Consider the following 18909-nt stretch of genomic DNA (forward strand, 5'->3'; position numbering starts at 1 on the left):
TCGTCTCATGCACGCGGCCCCCGTTCACCCCATTCGAATCGAACCGGGCGCATCCATCGCGTCCTCCGTAGCCGCGCTGTTCGTGGACGAGCGCGACCGTGATGTGCCAGGCGTCTTGATTCCGCGTCCGGAGGTCCATCTGGTCGTTCGGTTCGGGCCATCGGCCCGAAGTGGTCTCGACGCACACGCGATGGGCGGAAGGCAGAAGGTGCATCGAAAACTCATTCGTGGCGGGCAGCGCACCGTGACGGCGCGTCTTCACCTGGGCTCGCACGAAGCGGTGCTCGGCGTGCCGGCGTCCGCCATTGCCGGGGGCATCGTCGCGCTCGGGGACCTGTGGGGCGACGCCGCAACCCGGCGGCTCTTCGAGCGGCTCGGTGAAACCCGCGACACGGCCGATGCGGCCGCAATCCTGGAGTGCGCGATCTCCGAACGCCTCGCGCTCGCTGCCGGACGCCGCACTCGCTCGCAACTCGCCCTCGGCGCCGCCGCGAGGCTGACGAGCTCACCCGTGAACGACGTCGCTGGCGACATCGGGATGAGCGAGAGGCATCTCCGTCGCGTGTTCCGTGAAGCCATTGGCGTGAGCCCCAAGGCATTTGCCAGGCTTGCACGCTTCCATCGTGCGCTGCGCGCCGCGCTTGATGACGAACATGCCGACTGGGCGGGCATCGCGACCGACGCCGGCTACTATGACCAGGCACATCTCATCGCCGAGTTCCGCGCCTTCACAGGCGTGACGCCGCAGCGGTTTCTCGGCGAACTCCGCGCGGCTCCGCTGATCAGTTGACGCCGGGCTCGCGCCTGAAGAGCCCCGCTATCGGGTGACACGGCCAACGTGGTGGGCGCGGCCGCTGAACTGTATTACAAACTCCCAAGTGGCAGCCGGAAGGCCGCCCGGATGGACAATCTGTCCACGGATGGAAACCCAGCGGAACCCTCCGCGCCCTACGAGCTTGGAAGCGAGAGGGCACCGCTCTTGCAGGCCTGCTGGGCCATGCCCATCGCAAGGACGCATCCTCCTTTCAACCGCCTCTTGCCCCTCACCCTTGCCCTATCGATTGTCGCTTGCGGAGAAGGCGCTGCGCCTTGTCCCGAAGAGCCAGACGAAGAACCGTTGAAGGATGTCTTCGGCCTCTACCGTGTGAGGCGTGGATGCACGTGGACAACCTTCCAGGATGAAAGGCGTGTCAGCCTCCAGTTCGGTGAAGAGCACGCCGAGATTGAGGTGTGTGGATTGAACGACCCGCTCCCAGATGTGGCCGATGACGAATCGAGGTTCTGCGTTCGCCTTGAGCTGGCTCCATTCGTGAAAGGCGCAGGGCCGGCTGCCTATACGATCGACGGCGTGGCCACGGTGTTTCCCCATACACCTGCTGGTGTTCAATTCGAAGCGGGTTCAGCGCACACGCGGGGCGTCAACAAACTCTGGGGCCACATTTCCTGCTTTGGCGCGGACCCCGAACAACCCGCGGTGCATCACCTCACCGGCCGGCTCGACATCACGGAGAACTCGAGCAGGTCTCTCGTCGGAGAACTCGATCTGGAAATCACAGGCACGCTGGCGGGACCCTGCGGAGGCGACGCGGCTCGCGTCCTTGTTCCACTCGCCATCGGCCACCTCGTATTGGTCGACTAGCACATAGGAAGGATGGATGGCTTGCTGAGCGGTTACGGACTGGAGCTCGACGGCCGCGGAGGGCCTCTGACAGGACCTCCCGAGTGAGGCCTCCGGCGGGGGAGAGGCCGCGTTGCCCCCTTGGGGCACACGCCGGCCCAGACGCTCTGCGCACCTCTCATTAGAAATCACCCCCCAGTTCCGACACCAGTACGTCCGGAGAACGGGCACCGGACGACATTCCAACCGGGTCCACGGACAAAGCCCCCTGCCTCGCACGGTTGCCTGCCTCCCCGGGGGCGTTCTTCCGCGGGCGAATCGCTTCCCCTGGACACCCGCCCGTGCGTATCACTGGTCTTCGTGCGTACGCCCACCGACCGATACCTGCCGCCGCGCCCCGACGCCTCCTCCGCCGTCACGCCCCAGCGCGGGAGGGTGGTGGTCCTCGCGCCCACGCGCGCCGCATGTGAAACCATCGAGCTGGCGCTCGGGCTGGAGCTGCGCACGTACCTGGTGGAGCACCACGGCGAGCGCCTCCTCGAGCTGGCCCGGGGCGGGCAGGGGTTCGGCATCGTCGCGGGCACCGGCACGGGCAAGACGCTCGCCATCCGCCCTATCGCGGAGGCGCTCGTGGGCCGGCGGCCCCTGCGGGTGGCGGTGGTCAACCGCGAGCGGGAAGCCACCGCGGAGACGCCGCTCGCGGACGTGGTCATCGTCACCACCGGCATCGCGCGGCGCTGGTTCCAGGGCGGCGCCATCCGGCGCGAGGACACGCTCATCGTGGATGAAATCCACCAGACCTCCGCCGAGCTGGAGCTGTGTCTGGCCCTGGGCAAGCGCGTGGGCTGCCGCTTCATCTGGCTGTCCGCCACCGTGGACCCGGCCTTCTATGCGCGCTACCTGGACAGCGCGGACGTGCTCCAGGTGTCCTCATTCGACCCGAAAAAGGCGGCCCAGGTGGAGATGGAGCGCCGTCAGCCGCTGTCCTTCCTCGACGAGGACTTCCTACGGGGCGTGCAGCAGCAGGGGCGCGGCGTGGGCGTGTTCCTGCCCACCCGCGCGGGCGTGGAGGAGGCTGCGGCCCACGTCCGCGCGCATGCGCCGGAGCTCCACGCGGCGCACTACCACGGCGGCGAGCCGCTGCGCGCCATCCGCCCCTTCCTGGAGGGCACTGCGCCCCGGCCCTTCGTGCTCGCGATGACTGCGGCGGGGCAGAGCGCGCTCAACGTGCCAGGGTTGGACACGGTCGTCATCGACGACATGCGCTTCACGAACCTGGTGGAGCGCGGCCGCAACGTCCTCACCCGCGTGCACCTGGGCAACAACGAGCTCTTGCAGATGGCGGGGCGCGTGCACGGGCGGGTGGAGGGCGGGCGCGTCTTCATCCTGAGCGACCGGCCGCTGCACTTCGCCTCGCTGCGGCCCACCGCCCCCGAGTTCCAGCTCGCGGGCGAGCCGGAGCGGGTCGCGCTCACCGCCGCGGCCCTGGGCGTGCGGGCGGATGCGCTGGACCTGCCCGTGCCGCTGGACCGCGAGGCCTATCGCCGGGCGCTCGCGAAGCTGCAGGCGCGCAACATCGTGGACGCGGACGGTCGACTGTCCGACTACGGCCGCGCGGTGGAGGCCCTGCCCGTGGAGCGCCCGTGGGCGGAGCTCATCGTCAACGCGGAGGACGCGCTGCTGCCGGTGCTCGCGGTGTGCAGCTCGGTGGAGTCGCTGCACCGGATGACTCGCGAGGAGCGGAACCTGGACGGGCTGCTCGTGCCCGGCAGCGACCATCTGACGGCGTACAACCTCTACGCCGAGGCCTTCCGGGAAGCGGGCACGGTGGGGCAGGCGCAGGGGCTGCCGCGCCACGTCTTCCATGCGGAGAAGCTCGCGGCCTGGGCGGAGGCGCGTGGGGTGCTGGTGAAGGCCCTGGAGGACGCGGCGCTCGCGATGGCGAGCGTGTACCGGAGCGTGGGGCTGGCGCTGCCCGCGCGCATGCCCTTCGCGGACCCGCGCGTCTCCCGGCGCTTCTGCGACCTGCTCGCGCGCTTCATGCCCTTCGACCTGGTCATCGACGAGCGCACCGCCTGGGGCGAGGTCGCGCGCGTGTCGAAGACGAGCGTGTGCGGCAACCTGGGCGCGGTGGCGGGCACGCTGCGCTACTTCGCCGGCCGCAACGGCGACTCGCAGGCCGGCATCGAAGGCACCCAGCTTCCCCAGTCCCTGCTGCGCCGCTACGCCCGCCGTCACTCGGCGGCGCCGGTGTACGACGCGCGCTTCCGCTCGGTCGTGCTCGAGACGCGGGGGGATTATTTTGGCTTCGAGCTCGAACGGGAAGTGGAGGTGCTGCGCGCCTGGGGGCCGGAGCTCGCCACGGCCGCCCGGCACGCGCTCGCCGAGGCGCTGGCGCGGGGCGAGGCACCCCATCCCGCGGTGGACCGTCACCGGGTCGCCATCACCGAGGTGCGCGAGCTGTGGCGACGCTCGGGAGGCACCACCGCGCCGCTGGGCGTACCGGAGCTGACCGCGCTCTACGCGGCGCAGTTGGAGGGGGTGGACACGCTCGACGAGTTCAAGGCGCGCCCGCTGCGGCTTGACCTGGACGCGCTCGTGCCGCCCGCGACGCGTCTGGCGCTCCTGGCGCTCCCGGACGCCGTGGAGGTGCGCGAGCAGGAGGTGCCGCTCGAGTACGACGTGGAGGTGCTGTCGGACGGAGCCCCGCGAGGCGTGGTGCGGCTGCGCCTGCCGGAGAAGCTCGCGCGCACGCTGGTGGAGGAGGAGCTGCCGCTGCTCGACCGCCCCCGGCGCTTCAGCGTGGCCCGGGGTCGGCGGGGCGTGCTCGAAGCTCGCTCGCTCCTCGAGCTCCAGGAACTGCTCGACCGGCCCTGGATGCCGGACGAGATCGCCGAGGCCACCCGTGAGCGTCCACGCCCGCGGGGGGACGGGGAGCGCGGCGTTCCCAGTCGTGGAGGGCATCACGGCAAGGCACCCAGGAGTGGAAGACGGCTGGGCGGCGGCCGACGGCGACGCTGACCTGGCGCACGGGCAGGGCGCTCGCCATGCATCGGGGTCCAGCCAGCCCCAGCTCCACCCGCGCGTGGGCCAGCCGGAACTCCTCGCGGCGCTGTCCCCAACTGTCGATGGGCACGGTGGCGTGGGGGGCGGCAGCTTGCCAGGCCCCAACATCCGCCGAGTGACCTCCTGGGATGGCGTGCTACCAAGGCCGCCCGCCTGGCCACTCCCGCTGCGAGCCATTCCCCAGGCCCATGACACCTGGATGGGTGCGGATTTCGGGAGGGTTCGCTCGTGAGTGGCGCAGGCCTGGGACGGGCCGAGCACGCTCGCGCACGTCCCCGGGCATTGCTCAGCAATGGCTGGACGAACTACTCAGTCGGAATCCAGCAGTTGATCCTCCGCTCCACCACGTTCGACACGTAGGTGTTGGCGTCAATGACGCGGAACCGGACGTATTTGGTGTAATACGTTCCATAGGTATAGAGCCCCCACTGGCATTCACCGTTCCGACTGGTCGTGCCGTTATACCAGTAGGTACTCGTCGAGCCGCCACCGAAGTCATCCACTTCCTGCCACTGGTAGGTGTACGGTGCCACGCCATTGCTGGCATTGCCGGAGCAACTAAAGGTGCTGGTTTGGCTATACCTGCTGCAGGACATGGTCGCCGCTGGAGGGTAGATGTTGAGCGCGGTAACGGTGTTGTTGCTTATACTCAAATCCTCTTCCTCGTCGGCGAGGGGTTCCCCACAGGCGCCAATCAGGATTGCCGTCGAGACAAATGTCGCGCTGAGTTGAAGGTGCTTCAGGATTGCATGGACTGTCAAGAGGCTCTCCTGGGGGTGGGTTGGCGAGGCATCGGGAGTTTAGTTGGTTTGCCTGGGGTCTTGTTTGTCTGGTTGGAGAGTGTTCTGAACTGTTCATGTGTTGGAAGTGCCCTTGGTCCCGGTGGCTCTACGGGGCGTCCGGCGTCGCCACCGTCAAGCGCCGGAGCTTCGACGTAGCCAGGCTCCACGGCGCCCACGACTGCGTGAGCGCGCCAGGGCGGAAGGCCTCTCGCGGGACGGGCGCGTCCCCCACACGCCTTCCGCGGTCACTCCATTCCACGGAATCGTAGAATCCAGGTACCGTCAGGCTTCTTGGCCGTCCGTCCCCTTCCTGTTTCCACCGAGTGGCACACCCCATGCGCCTCCTTCGCCCTTCCTGGCTCTGGGCCCTCCTGCTGGCCCTCTCCGCCTGTTCCTCGACCTCCACGACCCCCTCCGACGCGGGGACGCAGCCCGATTCGGGGACGCAGCGCGGGCGCATCGAAGGCCAGGCCATCCTGGAGGGGGCCTCGTCCCACGGGGGCATCAGCGTCTCCGTGGAAGGCGCCTCGCTGAGCGCCACCACGGCGACTGACGGTCGCTTCGCCCTGGAGAACGTCGCCCCGGGCACGCACATCGTGGTGGCGAGGCGGTCCGGCTACACGGAGGCCCGGCAGTCCGTCACGGTCATCGCGGAGGCAACGGCCTCCGTGCGGCTCGACCTCGGGCGTGGACGGGGTTCAATCCTCGGCACTGTCCAAGTGGAGGGCGTCCTGGATTCCTCGGGCGTCACCGTCACCCTGGTGGAGACGGGCGCCACCACGACCTCGGACGCGACGGGTATCTTCACCTTCTCCGACCTGGCCCAGGGCACCTACACGCTGGCGCTCCAGAAGGCGGGCTACCTGGAGACGCGGCAGACGGTGGAGGTGCGGGGCACGGGCTCCACCCTGGTCAACCTCTCCCTGTCACGCGAGCGGGGCAGCGTGTCAGGCGTCATCCAGTTCGAAGGCGCGAGCAACCACGCCGGCGCCGTCGTCACCCTGGTGGAAGCGGCCCTCACCGCGACCACGAACGCCGAGGGACAGTTCGACATCCAGAACGTGATGACGGGCACGTACACCCTGCGCGTGCGGCGGGAGAGCTACGTGGACGCGCAACAGCTCGTGGAGGTCCGCGCGAACCAGCCGAGCCAGGTCAACCTGACGTTGTCGCTCGTGCGCGGGGACGTGGCGGGCACCGTGCAACTGTCGGACGGCGCCACCCCTTCGGGTGTCACCATCACCGTGACGCAGACGGGCGCCAACACGACGACGAACGCGCAAGGCCAGTTCACCCTCACCGGGCTTCCGTTGGGCACCTACACCCTGACCGCCCAGCGGCAGGGGTACGCGGTGGCCCAGCAAACCGTCACGGTGCGCACGGGCGCCGCGGCCACGGTCGCCTTCACGCTGGTGCGGGCCCAGGGCCGCGTGGAGGGCTCGGCCCTGCTGGAGGGCGCGAGCAGCCACGGCGGCATCAGCGTCACGCTGGCGGGAACGGGGGCCACCACGACCACGGACAGCCAGGGCCGCTTCACCTTCAGCAACGTGGCCTCGGGCACGTACACGGTGGAGGCGCGGAGGAGCGGCTACGCCGTGGCGAGCCAGTCCGTTCAGGTGCAGGAGGCCCAGACGGCCACCGTCTCGCTCTCGCTGACACGCGAGCGGGGCAACGTGGCCGGTGTCATCCTGCTCGAGGGCGGGAGCTCGCCGGTGGACATCAACGTCACCCTGGCGGGGACGGCCTTCAGCGCGCGCACGAACACCGCGGGCCAGTTCTCCCTCACCGGCATCCCCACGGGCTCCTACACCCTGGAGGCCCAGAAGGACGGCTTCGCCACGGCCCAGCGCGCCGTGGAGGTGCGCGCCGGCGAGCAGGCCCAGGTCAGCCTGACGCTGGCCATCGCCCGCGGGAGCATCTCAGGCGTGGTCCTGCTGGAGGACGCCAACACCACCTCGGGCATCTCGGTGGCGCTGCTTCCGGGCAACGTCACCGTGTTGACGGACGCCCAGGGCCGCTTCTCCTTCAGTGGCCTCGTCGTGGGGCCGTACACGCTGTCCGCCTTTTGGCCGGGCTATGAGATTCAGGAGCGCAGCGTGGTGGTGCGGTATCAGGAGGACACGGTGGTGAACATCACGCTGCAGCGTCGGCCCGGCGTGGTGGCGGGCATCATCCAACTCGAAGGTGAAAGTCACCACGAGGGCGTCACCGTGTCGCTCTCCGGCCATGGCGCCACCGCGACGACGGATGCGCAGGGGCACTTCGTCCTGGAGGGCGTGCCCCAGGGCCCCCACACTTTGGCGGCCAGCAAGGCGAACTACGCGCAGGCCGTGGCGGAGCTGGACGTGAGCGAGGGCCAGCTCCATCCGGTCAGCCTGTCCCTGGCGAGGCTGGGCGCGCTCGAGGTCTCCGCGCCCAGGCTGGCGGTCCAGGGCGGACACCTGACCTTGACGGGCTCCGGCTTCGGAGCGGCGCGCGGCCCCTTCACCGTCACGGTGGGAGGAGAAGCCGTCACCGACTTCATCTCCTGGTCCGACACTCAGGTGGTGGCGCGGGTGGCGCACCACGTCGTTCCGGGCCAGCACGACGTCGTCGTGACGCCCGGTGTTCCCTGGCGGAGGGACGCCACCACCTCCGTGCGCGTGTTGCCCCAGCAGACGGTCGCCTATGGGGCGCAGTGGGGCGTGGGGGTCCTTCCTTCCAATCACGTCTCTGTCTGGGGGGAGCCCTCCCTGGCCGGTCTCCACCCGATTCCGGCGGGGCTCACCGACGTGGTGAGCGTGGCCACGGCGCGCATGGCCGCCTTCGCCCTCCAGGCGGACGGCACCGTGGTGGCGTGGGGCGGCGGCCTCCCCTCGGACCTGAGCGTCCCCGCGGACCTCACGCAGGTCGTGGCCATCGCGGGCGGTGATTCCTTCGTCCTGGCATTGAAGGCGGATGGCACCCTCGTGGCCTGGGGCGACAGCGCCCTCGCCCCGCCCTCCGGCGTGAGGGACGTGGTGGGCATTGCCGCCACGCGCAACGCCGGCCAGTCGTTCCTCGCCGACGGCACCGTGGTCTCATGGGGGCATGGCAACGAAGGACGGACAGGGCCTCCCGAGCAGCTCCACCTGCCGCCGCATGACGAGGTCCTGCGCGTCCCGGCTCGGTAGCCGGCAGCAGCCCATCAGTCGCCCGCCCGTCCCTTGCGCGCCGTCTCCAGCAACTCGCGGATGGCGCTGGCGTGCTTTCCATGGGCTGGCGCCCAGTCAGCGGGCATGCGGCCGGCGCGGTCGCGGAGGAACGGGTCGGCGCCGGCTTCAATCAATGCCTGCACCAGCGCTGGCGCCGCATGCGCCAGCGCGCGCTGCAGCGGCCGTTGTCCTTCATCGTCGGGCACATTGGGATCGGCACCCGCCGCCAGGAGGCTACGAACGATGGGGCCGTGTACGCGCGCCGACGGTTTGAATAGCGCCATGTGCAGCGCGGTGAGTCCCTTGTCCGTCCGGTGATTCACCTTGGCGCGGCGTGCGAGCAGGAGGTCCACCGCCCCCAGCTCGCCGCTGCGCGCGGCCAGCATCAGCGCCGTCGGGTTGCCCCTGAACTGTGTCCAGTCAGGGTCGAGGCCGGCGTCCAGCATTCGCCCCACCAGCTCGAGGTTGCCGGCAGCGGCCACCGAAGGGAAGTCCTGGGTCGCCCACTGGCTTCGCGCAATTCCGCCGGAGAACGTCCATTCGGGTTCGGCGGCAGCAGCGTCACTGCCGTCCCGGCCCATGGCCCTGCTGACCACCTCTGCGCGCCGTGCCTCCGCCGCCTGCCGCGCTCGCTTCTTGCTGCCGCGCCAGAAGGAATGCGTGGCCGGGTAGCTCGCCGGATCCTTCAGGTAGTTCGACAGCGCGACATGGCCATTCTCCAACGCCACGATGGACGGCAGCTTGCCATCGTTGTCCGGCTGCTCGCGACTGGCGCCGGCTTCCACCAGGCAGCGTGCGATGTCGGCGAAGCCATTCGCGGCGGCCGTCCACAGCGCGCTGGCGCCGGTTTCGTCCCCCGCGTGCACCTCCGCGCCGGCCTTCACCAGCAACGTCACCAGGGCGGCAAACCCATGCGCGGTGGCAGCGACCAGCGGAGGTTGGAAGGCCGCAGCATCCGGGGCGGCCTTCGCGGCCAGCAGCGCGCGCACGGCGGCCTCGTCACCGTGACTGCAGGCATACGCCAACGGCGTGGCCTGGTAGCGGTGGAGGTCGACTTCGTCGGGGTCGGCCCCTTTCGCCAGCAGGTCCTCCACCGCGAAGACATCGCACTGCTCGATGGCAGCGAACAGGTTCTCGGGCGTGTCGAGCTTCATGCGCGTTACTTGATGGCCGGGGGCTGGATGCCGGAGCATCGCAGCCTACCTGAGTCCGGCATCGCTTCTTCACGTATTGAGACCCGACGCCCCCGGCTCAGGCCGCTGGCTGGCGCAGGTAGGCGAACATGTGCTGGACGTAGTCGGCCTTGCCAAGCGGCACACCGTTGTGCCGCAGGATGTTGTAGGCCGTGACCAGGTGAAAGTAGAACTGGGGTGTCACCCAGTTCCGCGCGTATTCGCTGCCGGTCATGTCGAAGACCATGCCATTGGGCAACTCGATGGACAGTTGGCGCTGTGCGCCTTCCTCGAACCGGGCCTTGTCGGCGCTCGATAGCAGCTGCAGCGTTCGTTCGATCAAGGCGCTCGCTTGTTCCATGTCAACCGGCGTGTCGAGCTTCGGCGGCGGATGCTGGCCAAGCCGCAGCACCGCCTCCTGCGCCTGGGTACAGGTGAACTGCACCTGGCTGGCCAGGTTGTGCATGTCGGGGGCCAGCCGCGACTGAAGCAGGTTCTTCGAATCACAGCCCAGCTCGCGAGCGCGAGCCTCTCCCTTCTGCAGGAACACCAACAACGCACGCAGCATCTGCGCGAAGCAGGGAACGGTCGTTTCGTAGAGCGACATGGGTGCCTCCTCGAATGACTCAACCCTAGCAGGCTCGCCGCGGCCCGGCAGGCGCTCTGACGTGCCCCTGGACTGGCCCCGTCAAATCAGTCACAGGCGCTGCGCGATGGCCTCTCGTCGAGTTCCTCCGCGGCTATCGCATCTTTGGAGAAGCGATTGGCTTCACCTGAGGGGATGGGCCGCGCCTCACGGCGTCCCCGAGGCTGCCTCGCCAAGGCGGGTGACCCAGTCGCCCCGATATGACTCGGTCATCGGCACCTGTGCGAGGGGCGGGCAGTAGCGGTAGCGTTCGTTGGGCACGTCGAGCCCGCGCTGATGCGCGAGCCGGAGCAGGGCGAGCCCTTCGAACCACAGATACCGATTCGCGCCGAAGTGGTCCTCGCGCTGGGTGAAGCCACGCGCCAGCTTCTCGGTGCGGGCCTCGTGGTGGGAGAGGGCCTCGGAGAACGCTGAGAGGAATGTGAGGGTATCCTTGTCCACCAGCGCCTGTGCGAGCGCGGGCCAGCACTCCTCCTTGGAGACGCGCGCCAGCTCCTGGAGCCTCGGCGTGGGGTCTTCACCGCGCGTTGCGTGCAGCACCAGGCCGGCCAGCGTGGAGGTCCAGGCACACTCCGCGGCGTACTCGCCTGAGTCCTTTTGCCAGGTCGTCGTCATCCGCTCCGCCACCTGGCACGCCAGCTCCCACTGTCCGGTCGCCACCACTCCGGCAAGCGGGATGAGTCCCCACGAGGCGGGCGGTGGTTGCAGCTTGCGCCGCTCCAGATGAAGGAGGAGGCGGCGCCAGTTCTCCGCGGCCCGGCAGAGGTTGAGGAAGAACGGTTGCGGACGTCCCTCCAGCAGGAGCGTGGCGGCCGCGATGTTGACGAAGCAGCGGCACAGCTCCCGCACCTCCTCGATCATCCGGTTCCGTTCCCCATCCGGGTCAATGTGCGAGATGAGGACTGGCGCCGCCGCCCCCGCATTCTCCCTCAGTTGATGGAAGTCAATGTCCATGTCGCCTCAGCGGTACTTGCCATTCCAGCCGTCTGCCGGGAGGAACTTCACCCCTGTCAGCTTCGCGGTGGTCAGGGCGGCCTGGACGGTCGGGTCCACCATCGTGTAGCCGCGCAGGTGCCGCGGCCGGAAGAGCTTCGGGCCATCGGGTGGTATGTCTTCCTTGAGCTTCAGCTCCGACACCCGGCTGATGTTGTCCTTGAGGATATGGCTCATCCGGACGGTGGAGCGCTCGAGGTCGATGACATCCCGGTCCGCGATGACGTTCATGATGAAGTAGTCACGCGCGACGACGTCTTTCTGGTGGTCCACGAGCGTGACGGGGAGGAACTCCGCGTCACGGGGCGTCAGCTCCTGGATGACGCGGCGCACCCGGTCAGAGACGATGCGGATTTCGAGGATGCTGTCCACGAAGTCATGGAGCTTTCGCCGATCTGGAAAATTGGGTGAGAACTCCATGCTGAGACCGCCCGAGGGGTACTCGGCTGCCAGGCGCTGGGACACCAGGTAGCGCCACCCTTCGGGGCCTCCCTCCGGGTAGGCATCCAGCAGGGCGCCGTCATTTTTGTCACATAGTAGCGAAAAGCTCACGGGGGCTCCTGTTGCTGGCCTACCAGAGTGAAGGCCAGATGTACTCCCTGTCATCTTGTGTCTTCCAGCGACACCAGGGGCCGTCGTACAGCTCGCCCTCCGCGGCGCTGCGGACGGCACTCCGGGACTCATCGAGGAGGTCTTCCCAGAGGTCCGATTCCAGGTCCTTCAATTGACTGAACACGTTGGCCACGATGGCCTCGTGCTCCGTGGCCTGCCCGCGCAAGGTGTCGATTTCGTTGTCGATGCTCTTCAGTCGCTGTATCACATCCCTTGAGTAGTCATTGTGGTTGTTGGGATGGCAAATCAGCGCGTGGACAGGTACCGCCCAGGCTTCATACGGGAGAAGTATGACATTGTGGCCGTGGTCGATGTCATAGGGGGTCTGCAACAGGATGTCGAAGTTCTCTGGCTCGTCGAAGATGGGCTTTCCCGTGGAGTCCTCGGTGTAGAACGCCTCGCCCGGAATCAGGTGGTGGCCCCGCCATACATAGGGCTGGCTCACGCCGCTCAGCGACGGGTTGAAGTTCCCCAGCTGGGTGATGCTGGCCCGTGACTGTACGTCCGCCTGGAAGGCAGCGGGGCCCAGGTGCGGGTAGGAGTTGTACTCGGTGGGCCGGGTGCCGCGGATGTAGCTGGCGCCGTTCTTGTTGTATTGAGTGCCTTTGGAGAGGCTGGCGCGCTTTGGATACTGGGGGTTGGCGTGGGGTGCCGCCTCCTCCTGGCTGGCGTCCTTCTTTCGCTTCTTCGTGTCGTCGGTCTGCTTCTTCCGGGGCTCATTGCGCTTCATCGCGCCGCCGCTGCCAGGCGCTGCGCCGAAGTCGCGGATGTTGGGCCGTCCGTCGGAGACGACCTTCCCATACAGCTCGAAGGTGCCCTGCATGAGCTCCTTGAGCGTCATCGCCACGCCTGCTCGCCTGCCACCGCTTGAGTTGTTCACGTGCGACCTCCGGTTCCTGGGATGCCACTGGATGACAGAGCGAACGCGGCGCGTTCTCCTGAGTCCGACTGCGAGATGACGACGAGGCGACGCGCGGGAGCGTAGTGCCGAAGGAAGGCGTGCCGCGCGAGCGCCGCTCCCACCGCGCCCGATGCCGCGCCCACGTCACCGAAGCCTGTGGCTGGAATCCAGAAGGGCGAATCCCCGGTGACCACGCCATCCCGCCTCAGGCGTAGCAGCGCACAGCCCCACTCCCAGGCGCGCACTTCCTCGCCGTTGAGGTCCGTGATGAACAGCACGTCGTCCCTGGCACCCGGGCCGGCGCTCAGCACCGCCTGCACGCAGGCCGCGAGCGCCCCTCCATCGGGCCGCAGCTTCGCACCGCGTGCGTGAGGCTCGCGTCCGAGGTGAACAGAAGCGATGTCCACGGTGGGCGCGGTCGCCGGCTCGGTCCTGGACTGGCCCTTTCGGAGCACCAAGACGGCCCCCGCCTCGCCGGGTACGAGTCCCACCGGGTTGTCCATCGTCTTCAGCCGACGCTCGCCCAGCAGGTAGCGGAGGTTCTCTGGCTCCACCAGCGAATCGACGGCGCCCACGAGGCACGTCTCGTATTCATGGCGTTCCATCGCCCGCTGGGCGGACTCCAGCGCGAGCGCGAAGCCCGCGGAGCCGCCGCTGAAGAATCTCCAACGCTCCTCCGGCCAGGACACGCCGAGTCCCTCCAGCGCTCGTCCCAAGACGCGGCGCCCCAGCCGTTCGGCGGCCGCCGCGAGCGCCACGGGCCCTGAGCCATCCGAGAAGTCCGGCAGGGCCAGGAAGATGCCCGCTTCGCGTCCCAGTGACTCCAGCGGCACGGAGGTCCGCAGGTCCTCCAGCGCTTCCATGGCAAGGGCCACGAGCCGCCCTTCGCCCGTGAAGCCGAAGGTCGAACCCAGAACCTCGTGGACGAAGACGGGCTGGGGCTCACTGTCGCCAGGTGCGAACGTGGTCACCGACTCGGAGGGCTTTGTCCGGACGATGCCCGCGCGGAAGGCGGCGCAGGCCGTCGTCGTGGGTCCGAGGCTGGAACTCATTCCCACCGCCACGATTCGCATTGGTGCATCCTCCAGCCCAAAATCCACAGCCTACAGGGCTTCCATGGCCTGCGTCGACGCTGGGGCAAGTCCCGAAGCGTGTGCCGTTGGTGCGCCGCGCCCCCGGCCGGCTCACCGCTCTGGAGTCTCCATGCGGATGGCCAGCGCGCGACAGCCCGCGCCAGCCTCCTGGCCGTCGGGCGGCGCCCACGCTCCGACGGAGTGGTAGAGCCGGCCCTCGCGCCGCTCCAGGTAGAGAATCAGGTTGAGCGGCCAGCCGCTGCCCTGGAAGAGGTGGCGGTCCATGGGCGTGGGCTCCTGGCTGACGCGCAGGCCGCGCTCGTGGGGCGGGCCGATGCGGTGCCAGTCCGGGTGCAGGTGGATGGAGCCGAGCACGTCCATCCCCTGGGCCTCGGCCTCGGTGGTGATTCGCAGCAGCTCCCGCGGCTCGCACCAGAAGCCACGGCGCCCGTTGGCGTAGCAGGCGCCGAAGCAGGGGATGATGGTGGCGTCGAACTCCTGGAGCACGTGCTCATCCGTCTCACGGATGTTGGTGGCGAAGCGAACACGCTCCACGCGCATGGCGTCGCCAACGACGCGCCCCAGCAGCACGGCCCAGCTCCGGGGCGGAAGCTCCGGAGTGCAGGTGGTGTACTCGCGGATGGCGTCCGCCAGGAAGTCCGACAGCACCGCCGAGTCCAGCAGGACGGCCTCCGTCCTCATTCCTCCAGCTCCGTCGTGGGCACGCGGAGGCGGCCCGCGGCCCGGTCCTCACGAAGCTGGGTGACGAGGTGGCGGGCCATGCGCTCCTCGTAGGCGGCGGTGGACTCGGGCGTCCAGGCGTAGAAGCCCTGGCCCGTCTTCTGGCCCAGCTCGCCGCGCTCCACCTTCTGCGCGAGCACGGGGGGCACGGGGCGTCCGGCGCCGTGGAGGAGGGCCGTCATGAAGTCCAACCCCACCAGGTCCAGCCGGTCGAAGACCCCCGAAGCGCCCAGGCGCCGTCCGACGCCCTGGGTGAGCACGCGGTCCACCATCTCCGGCGTGGCCACGCCCTCCTGCACCAGCCGGATGGCCTCACCGATGAGGGCCTGCTGCAGGCGCGGGCCCACCGAGCCCGGCACGTCCCTGGAGAACACCACGGGCGACTTGCCCAGCTCCTCGAGGAACCGCCGCACCGTCTCCACCGCGTCGGGGGACGTCTTCTCGCCGGGGATGACGTCCACCAGCGGGATGAGGTGCGCGGGCAGGTAGTAGTGGGCAGAGAGGACGCGCTCGGGCCGCGTGCAATCCCGGGCGATGGCCGTCACACTCAGCGCCGTGGTGTTGGTGGCGAGCAGGGTGTCGGGGGCCGCGAGCCCGTCCAGCTCGCGGAAGAGCTGCTGCTTGAGGGCGAGGTCCTCCGGGATGGACTCGATGACCAGGTCCTGCTCCACGGCGGCCTCCGCGAGCACCGTGGTGCGGCGGATGCGTCCGAGCGCGGCGGGCGCCTGCTGTGGGGCGAGCAGGCCCGTCTCCACCAGCAGCGCCGCGTCTCGCTCCAGCTTCGCGCGCGCCCGCTCGCTGCTGTCGGCGCGCGTGTTGTAGAGCACCACCTGCCTGCCGGCGATGGCGAGCTCGAGCGCGATACCGCACCCCATGGCGCCCCCGCCCACCATGCCAATCCTCTTCAGCCGCTTGTGTGTCATGGAGCGCACCTTGCCAGCCCGCACGACAGAGACAACCTCTTGATGTGTTGCTGGAATTGTTCATGGCGCGTGTGTGATTGATGCACCGAGCCATGCCGAAGGGCGAGGAATGACGAGCGCGCCGAGGAGCACCTCATTAGGTTGCTCGTCCCATGAACATCGGAATCATCGGCGCGGGGAACATTGGAGCGACCCTGGCGCGGCACCTCAAGGCCCTGGGGCATGACATTTCGCTCGCGAACTCACGCGGCGTCGAGGGTGTCACGGCCATCGCGGCGAGCGTGGGCGCAAGGCCCGTCACCGTTCGCGAGGCGGCGCACGCGGGCCCCATCGTCATCGTCACCATTCCCCAGAAGGCCATCACGGACTTGCCGCCCGGCCTGTTCGACGACGTGCCCGCGGACGTCGTGGTGGTCGACACGGGCAACTACTACCCGGAGTTCCGCGACGGCCATATCGGCGCAATCGATGCAGGGCAGACCGACAGCGAGTGGGTCTCAGCGCACCTGAAGCGTCCGGTCGTGAAGGCCTTCAACAACATCCAGGCTGGCAGCCTGGACACGAAGGGCCTGCCCCGTGGGGCACCGGGGCGCATCGCGCTTCCGGTGTCGGGCGATGACCCGCGGGCGCGACAGCAGGTTCTTCAGCTCGTCGACGCGCTGGGCTTCGATGCCATCGACGCGGGCCCCTTGTCGGAGTCCTGGCGGCAGCAACCGGGCACGGCGGTGTACTGCGCCGACCTCGACGCCGAGCAGCTCCCCAAGGCCCTGGCCGCTGCCGACGCGACGAAGGTCGCCGAGGTCCGTCGGCAGAACGACCTGCGCGTCAAGGCCATGTTCAGCCGTTGAGGCACCCGGAGGTCCGAGCGTGTGTCCCAAGGGCGGGCCTCCAGCGCCTGCCCCTGGGGGCGCGTCACGGCGCGAGCTGTTCGACCGAAGGCGCGTGCGAGATGCGGATGGCTGGGATGTCCAGAACATCATCCTGCTTCACGCGGGTCCCCACGGACGCGCCCGGTGTCGGCCGTCAGCGCGCTCCAGGTGACGAGCACCTGGTGGCCTTCGGAGGCGACCTTGGGCGAGATGTCGTTCGTGCGCGAGGTGGCGATGGGGATGCCGCTGGGGTCCAGGACGTTCGCGGTCCCGTCCTTCACGCGGGCGCCGTAGATGTCGGCGGTGCCATTGCGTGCGTCGCTCCAGGCGACGAAGAAGCCCTGCTTCGTCGCCGTCACCGCCGAGAAGTTCTGATTGCCCGGCGCAGCGGAGATGACGAAGCCGTCCGGGTCGAGCACCGCGCCCGTGCGCCGGATTCTCGCGGCGAAGATGTCCTGGCCGCCGAAGCGAATGTCCGTCCAGGTCGCCAGGTACCGGTCATGGGACCAGGCCACCGCGACGCCATAGGAGTTGATGGCGGACGGCTGGTTGGAAATGAAGACCTCCTGGACGTCGAAGCCCGGCTTCGAGGTGTTCAGGGTGATGCCGCGGACCACGCTACGGGCGGTTCCGCCAAAGCCAATCCACGCCACCAGGCACTTGCGGTTGTGGCAGGCGATGCCCGGGGAGCCCGCGGGCTGGTGGTCGGTGGGGGTGAAGAGCGTGACTGGCGGGCCGTCCAAGGTCCCGTTCCGGTTGACGCGCGTCAGGAAGAGGGAGCGGTCTCCGGTCCAGACGACGAGGAACTGCCGGCCATCGAACGCGGTCGCATGGTAGTAGGCGTCAGGCTCGCGCCTTGAACGAACGCCTGCGCCCGGGGCCCACGGCGAGGGTGGCGCCGCCGAGGGGGGCGCTCAAGTCGGCAGCTTGTCCCCCACCCGCGCACGGACCGCGCGGAGCTTGTCGGGGTTGCGGATGATGTAGATGGCGACGACGCGGCCATCTTCGATGCCCAGGGCCGTCGTCTGGAGCGTGCCGTCCTTCTCCAGGGTGACGAAGGCGGGCAGTCCGTCGATGAAGCCCTCATGCACCAACTGCGAGTAGTTCACGTCCAGGATGCGCAGCAAGCCCTCGAAGAGGCGCAGCGTCTTCTCCTGGCCGTAGATGGGGTTGAGCGCGGCCTTCACCTTGCCGCCGCCGTCGGAGTACACGACGACGTCCTGGGCCAGCAGCGCCTGGAGCGCCCCCAGGTCTCCCCCGCGGGACGCGGCGTAGAAGGCCGAGGCCAGCTCATGGCCCTGGGCCTCCGACACGGGGAAGCGGGGCCGGGCCTCGCGCACGTGGGTCCGCGCGCGGCTGGCGAGCTGGCGGCAGGCGGCCGGGTCGCGGTCGATGGCCTTCGCCACCTCCTCGAAGTCCATGCCGAACACGTCGTGCAGGAGGAAGGCGGCGCGCTCCAACGGGGACAGCCGCTCCAGGGCCATCATCAGGGTCAGCGTCAAGTCATCACCTTCCACCGCATCGACGATGGGCTCCGGAAGCCAGGTGCCCACGTATTCCTCGCGGCGTACGCGGGCGGACTTCAGGACATCCAGACACAACCGCGTCACCGTGCGGACAAGCACGGCCTCGGCGTCGCGCACGGCGGCGCGGTCAGTCTGGTGCCAGCGCAAGTACGCCTCCTGCACCACGTCTTCGGCCTCCGCGACGATGCCCAGCATCCGGTAGGCGATGCGGAGCAAGCGGGGGCGCAGCGGGTCGAAGGCGTCAGCGGGGTTCACGTCAGGCGGCCTCGGTGCGGGGGGCGGTGACGGGGTGAATGGAGCGGAACCCCACGGAGATGCGGTTCCAGGTGTTGATCATCCCGATGAGCAGGGTGAGGTGCACGACCTCCTGCTCCGAGAAGTGCGGCTTGAGGGCAGCGTAGTCCTCGTCGGGCGCGTGCGTCTGGGAAACGTGCGTCAGGGCCTCCGTCCAGGCCAGGGCCGCTCGCTCGCGCTCGGTGTAGAGCGGCGACTCGCGCCAGCCGTCCAGCAGGTAGATGCGCTCCTCGGTCTCCCCGTGCGCGCGGGCGTCCCGGGTGTGCATGTGGATGCAGAACGCGCAGCCGTTGATCTGCGAGGCGCGGATCTTCACCAGCTCCAGGAGGCTCTTCTCCAGGCCCAGCTCCAGCAGCTTCTGGCCGTACTCGAGCGTCAGCTTCATCGCATCGGGGGCGACGGCGAACGCGTTCATCCGGGGCTTCATGTGTAGCTCCTGTGTGTCGTGCAGGGCGCAAGTGCCTGCCTTCCACCCCAGGACGACGCAGCCGGGGCTCCGTGTGACATGGCCTTTTCTGGA

The 18909-nt window shown here is 68.9% G+C and carries 17 protein-coding genes; 5 read left to right on the top strand and 12 right to left on the bottom strand.

Translation table 11 applies throughout. The annotated features are described in order from the left end of the window. The first annotated feature begins 7 nt into the window (after positions 1-7). The 3 genes from HV826_RS13600 to HV826_RS13610 all read left to right on the top strand — a co-directional run bounded on the left by HV826_RS13600 (position 8) and on the right by HV826_RS13610 (position 4639). Positions 8-790 carry an AraC family transcriptional regulator gene (locus HV826_RS13600; protein WP_255207923.1) on the top strand — a complete coding sequence of 261 codons (783 nt, stop codon included), beginning with the start codon at positions 8-10 and terminating at the stop codon, positions 788-790. 327 nt (positions 791-1117) lie between these two features. Beyond that, positions 1118-1639 (top strand): hypothetical protein, encoded by a 522-nt coding sequence (locus tag HV826_RS13605; protein WP_176417442.1) that lies wholly within the window; start codon positions 1118-1120, stop codon positions 1637-1639. 339 nt (positions 1640-1978) lie between these two features. Beyond that, entirely contained in the window at positions 1979-4639 is a 2661-nt protein-coding gene (locus HV826_RS13610; protein ID WP_176417443.1) for a DEAD/DEAH box helicase, read from the top strand. A 350-nt stretch (positions 4640-4989) separates the two neighbouring features. Here HV826_RS13610 and HV826_RS13615 read toward each other — a convergent pair whose 3' ends face one another. Continuing rightward, the gene (locus tag HV826_RS13615; protein WP_176417444.1) at positions 4990-5445 is read right to left on the bottom strand and encodes a hypothetical protein; all 456 of its coding nucleotides are present in this window, start codon (positions 5443-5445) and stop codon (positions 4990-4992) included. A gap of 356 nt (positions 5446-5801) precedes the next feature. On the opposite strand from HV826_RS13615, the gene HV826_RS13620 reads away from it, so the two are divergent. Then, a complete protein-coding gene (locus tag HV826_RS13620; RefSeq protein ID WP_255207924.1) occupies positions 5802-8618 on the top strand; it encodes a carboxypeptidase regulatory-like domain-containing protein in 2817 nt (938 codons plus the stop codon). 14 nt (positions 8619-8632) lie between these two features. On the opposite strand, the gene HV826_RS13625 is transcribed toward HV826_RS13620, so the two are convergent. The 8 genes from HV826_RS13625 to HV826_RS13660 all read right to left on the bottom strand — a co-directional run bounded on the left by HV826_RS13625 (position 8633) and on the right by HV826_RS13660 (position 15700). Continuing rightward, positions 8633-9793, bottom strand: a complete 1161-nt coding sequence (locus HV826_RS13625) for an ankyrin repeat domain-containing protein (RefSeq protein ID WP_176417445.1) — start codon at positions 9791-9793, stop codon at positions 8633-8635. Positions 9794-9890: 97 nt separating this feature from the next. After that, positions 9891-10418: a DUF1993 family protein gene (locus tag HV826_RS13630; RefSeq protein WP_176417446.1), complete on the bottom strand. Its 528-nt coding sequence runs from the start codon at positions 10416-10418 to the stop codon at positions 9891-9893. Between the two features lie 186 nt (positions 10419-10604). Further along, entirely contained in the window at positions 10605-11411 is an 807-nt protein-coding gene (locus HV826_RS13635) for a hypothetical protein (RefSeq protein WP_176417447.1), read from the bottom strand. Positions 11412-11417: 6 nt separating this feature from the next. Next, complete coding sequence (locus HV826_RS13640) at positions 11418-12002, bottom strand: imm11 family protein (RefSeq protein WP_176417448.1); 585 nt, start codon at positions 12000-12002, stop codon at positions 11418-11420. Positions 12003-12021: 19 nt separating this feature from the next. Continuing rightward, positions 12022-12942 carry an AHH domain-containing protein gene (locus HV826_RS13645; RefSeq protein WP_176417449.1) on the bottom strand — a complete coding sequence of 307 codons (921 nt, stop codon included), beginning with the start codon at positions 12940-12942 and terminating at the stop codon, positions 12022-12024. Further along, positions 12939-14015, bottom strand: coding sequence for a hypothetical protein (locus HV826_RS13650; RefSeq protein ID WP_176417450.1), 1077 nt, complete (start codon positions 14013-14015; stop codon positions 12939-12941). The genes HV826_RS13645 and HV826_RS13650 overlap by 4 nt, the downstream gene beginning before the upstream one ends. A 132-nt stretch (positions 14016-14147) precedes the next feature. After that, a complete protein-coding gene (locus HV826_RS13655) occupies positions 14148-14738 on the bottom strand; it encodes a hypothetical protein (protein ID WP_176417451.1) in 591 nt (196 codons plus the stop codon). Then, the gene (locus HV826_RS13660) at positions 14735-15700 is read right to left on the bottom strand and encodes a 3-hydroxyacyl-CoA dehydrogenase family protein (protein WP_176417452.1); all 966 of its coding nucleotides are present in this window, start codon (positions 15698-15700) and stop codon (positions 14735-14737) included. The genes HV826_RS13655 and HV826_RS13660 overlap by 4 nt, the downstream gene beginning before the upstream one ends. Before the next feature lie 152 nt (positions 15701-15852). On the opposite strand from HV826_RS13660, the gene HV826_RS13665 reads away from it, so the two are divergent. Then, positions 15853-16548, top strand: coding sequence for an NADPH-dependent F420 reductase (locus tag HV826_RS13665; RefSeq protein ID WP_176417453.1), 696 nt, complete (start codon positions 15853-15855; stop codon positions 16546-16548). 128 nt (positions 16549-16676) lie between these two features. On the opposite strand, the gene HV826_RS13670 is transcribed toward HV826_RS13665, so the two are convergent. The 3 genes from HV826_RS13670 to HV826_RS13680 all read right to left on the bottom strand — a co-directional run bounded on the left by HV826_RS13670 (position 16677) and on the right by HV826_RS13680 (position 18816). Then, positions 16677-17312, bottom strand: coding sequence for a hypothetical protein (locus HV826_RS13670; protein WP_255207925.1), 636 nt, complete (start codon positions 17310-17312; stop codon positions 16677-16679). 171 nt (positions 17313-17483) lie between these two features. Beyond that, positions 17484-18350 carry a sigma-70 family RNA polymerase sigma factor gene (locus HV826_RS13675; RefSeq protein ID WP_176417454.1) on the bottom strand — a complete coding sequence of 289 codons (867 nt, stop codon included), beginning with the start codon at positions 18348-18350 and terminating at the stop codon, positions 17484-17486. Between the two features lies 1 nt (position 18351). Beyond that, positions 18352-18816, bottom strand: coding sequence for a carboxymuconolactone decarboxylase family protein (locus HV826_RS13680; protein WP_176417455.1), 465 nt, complete (start codon positions 18814-18816; stop codon positions 18352-18354). Between the last annotated feature and the right edge of the window lie 93 nt (positions 18817-18909).

The organism is Myxococcus sp. AM010 (genome assembly GCF_013372585.1).
Lineage (GTDB): Bacteria > Myxococcota > Myxococcia > Myxococcales > Myxococcaceae > Myxococcus > Myxococcus vastator.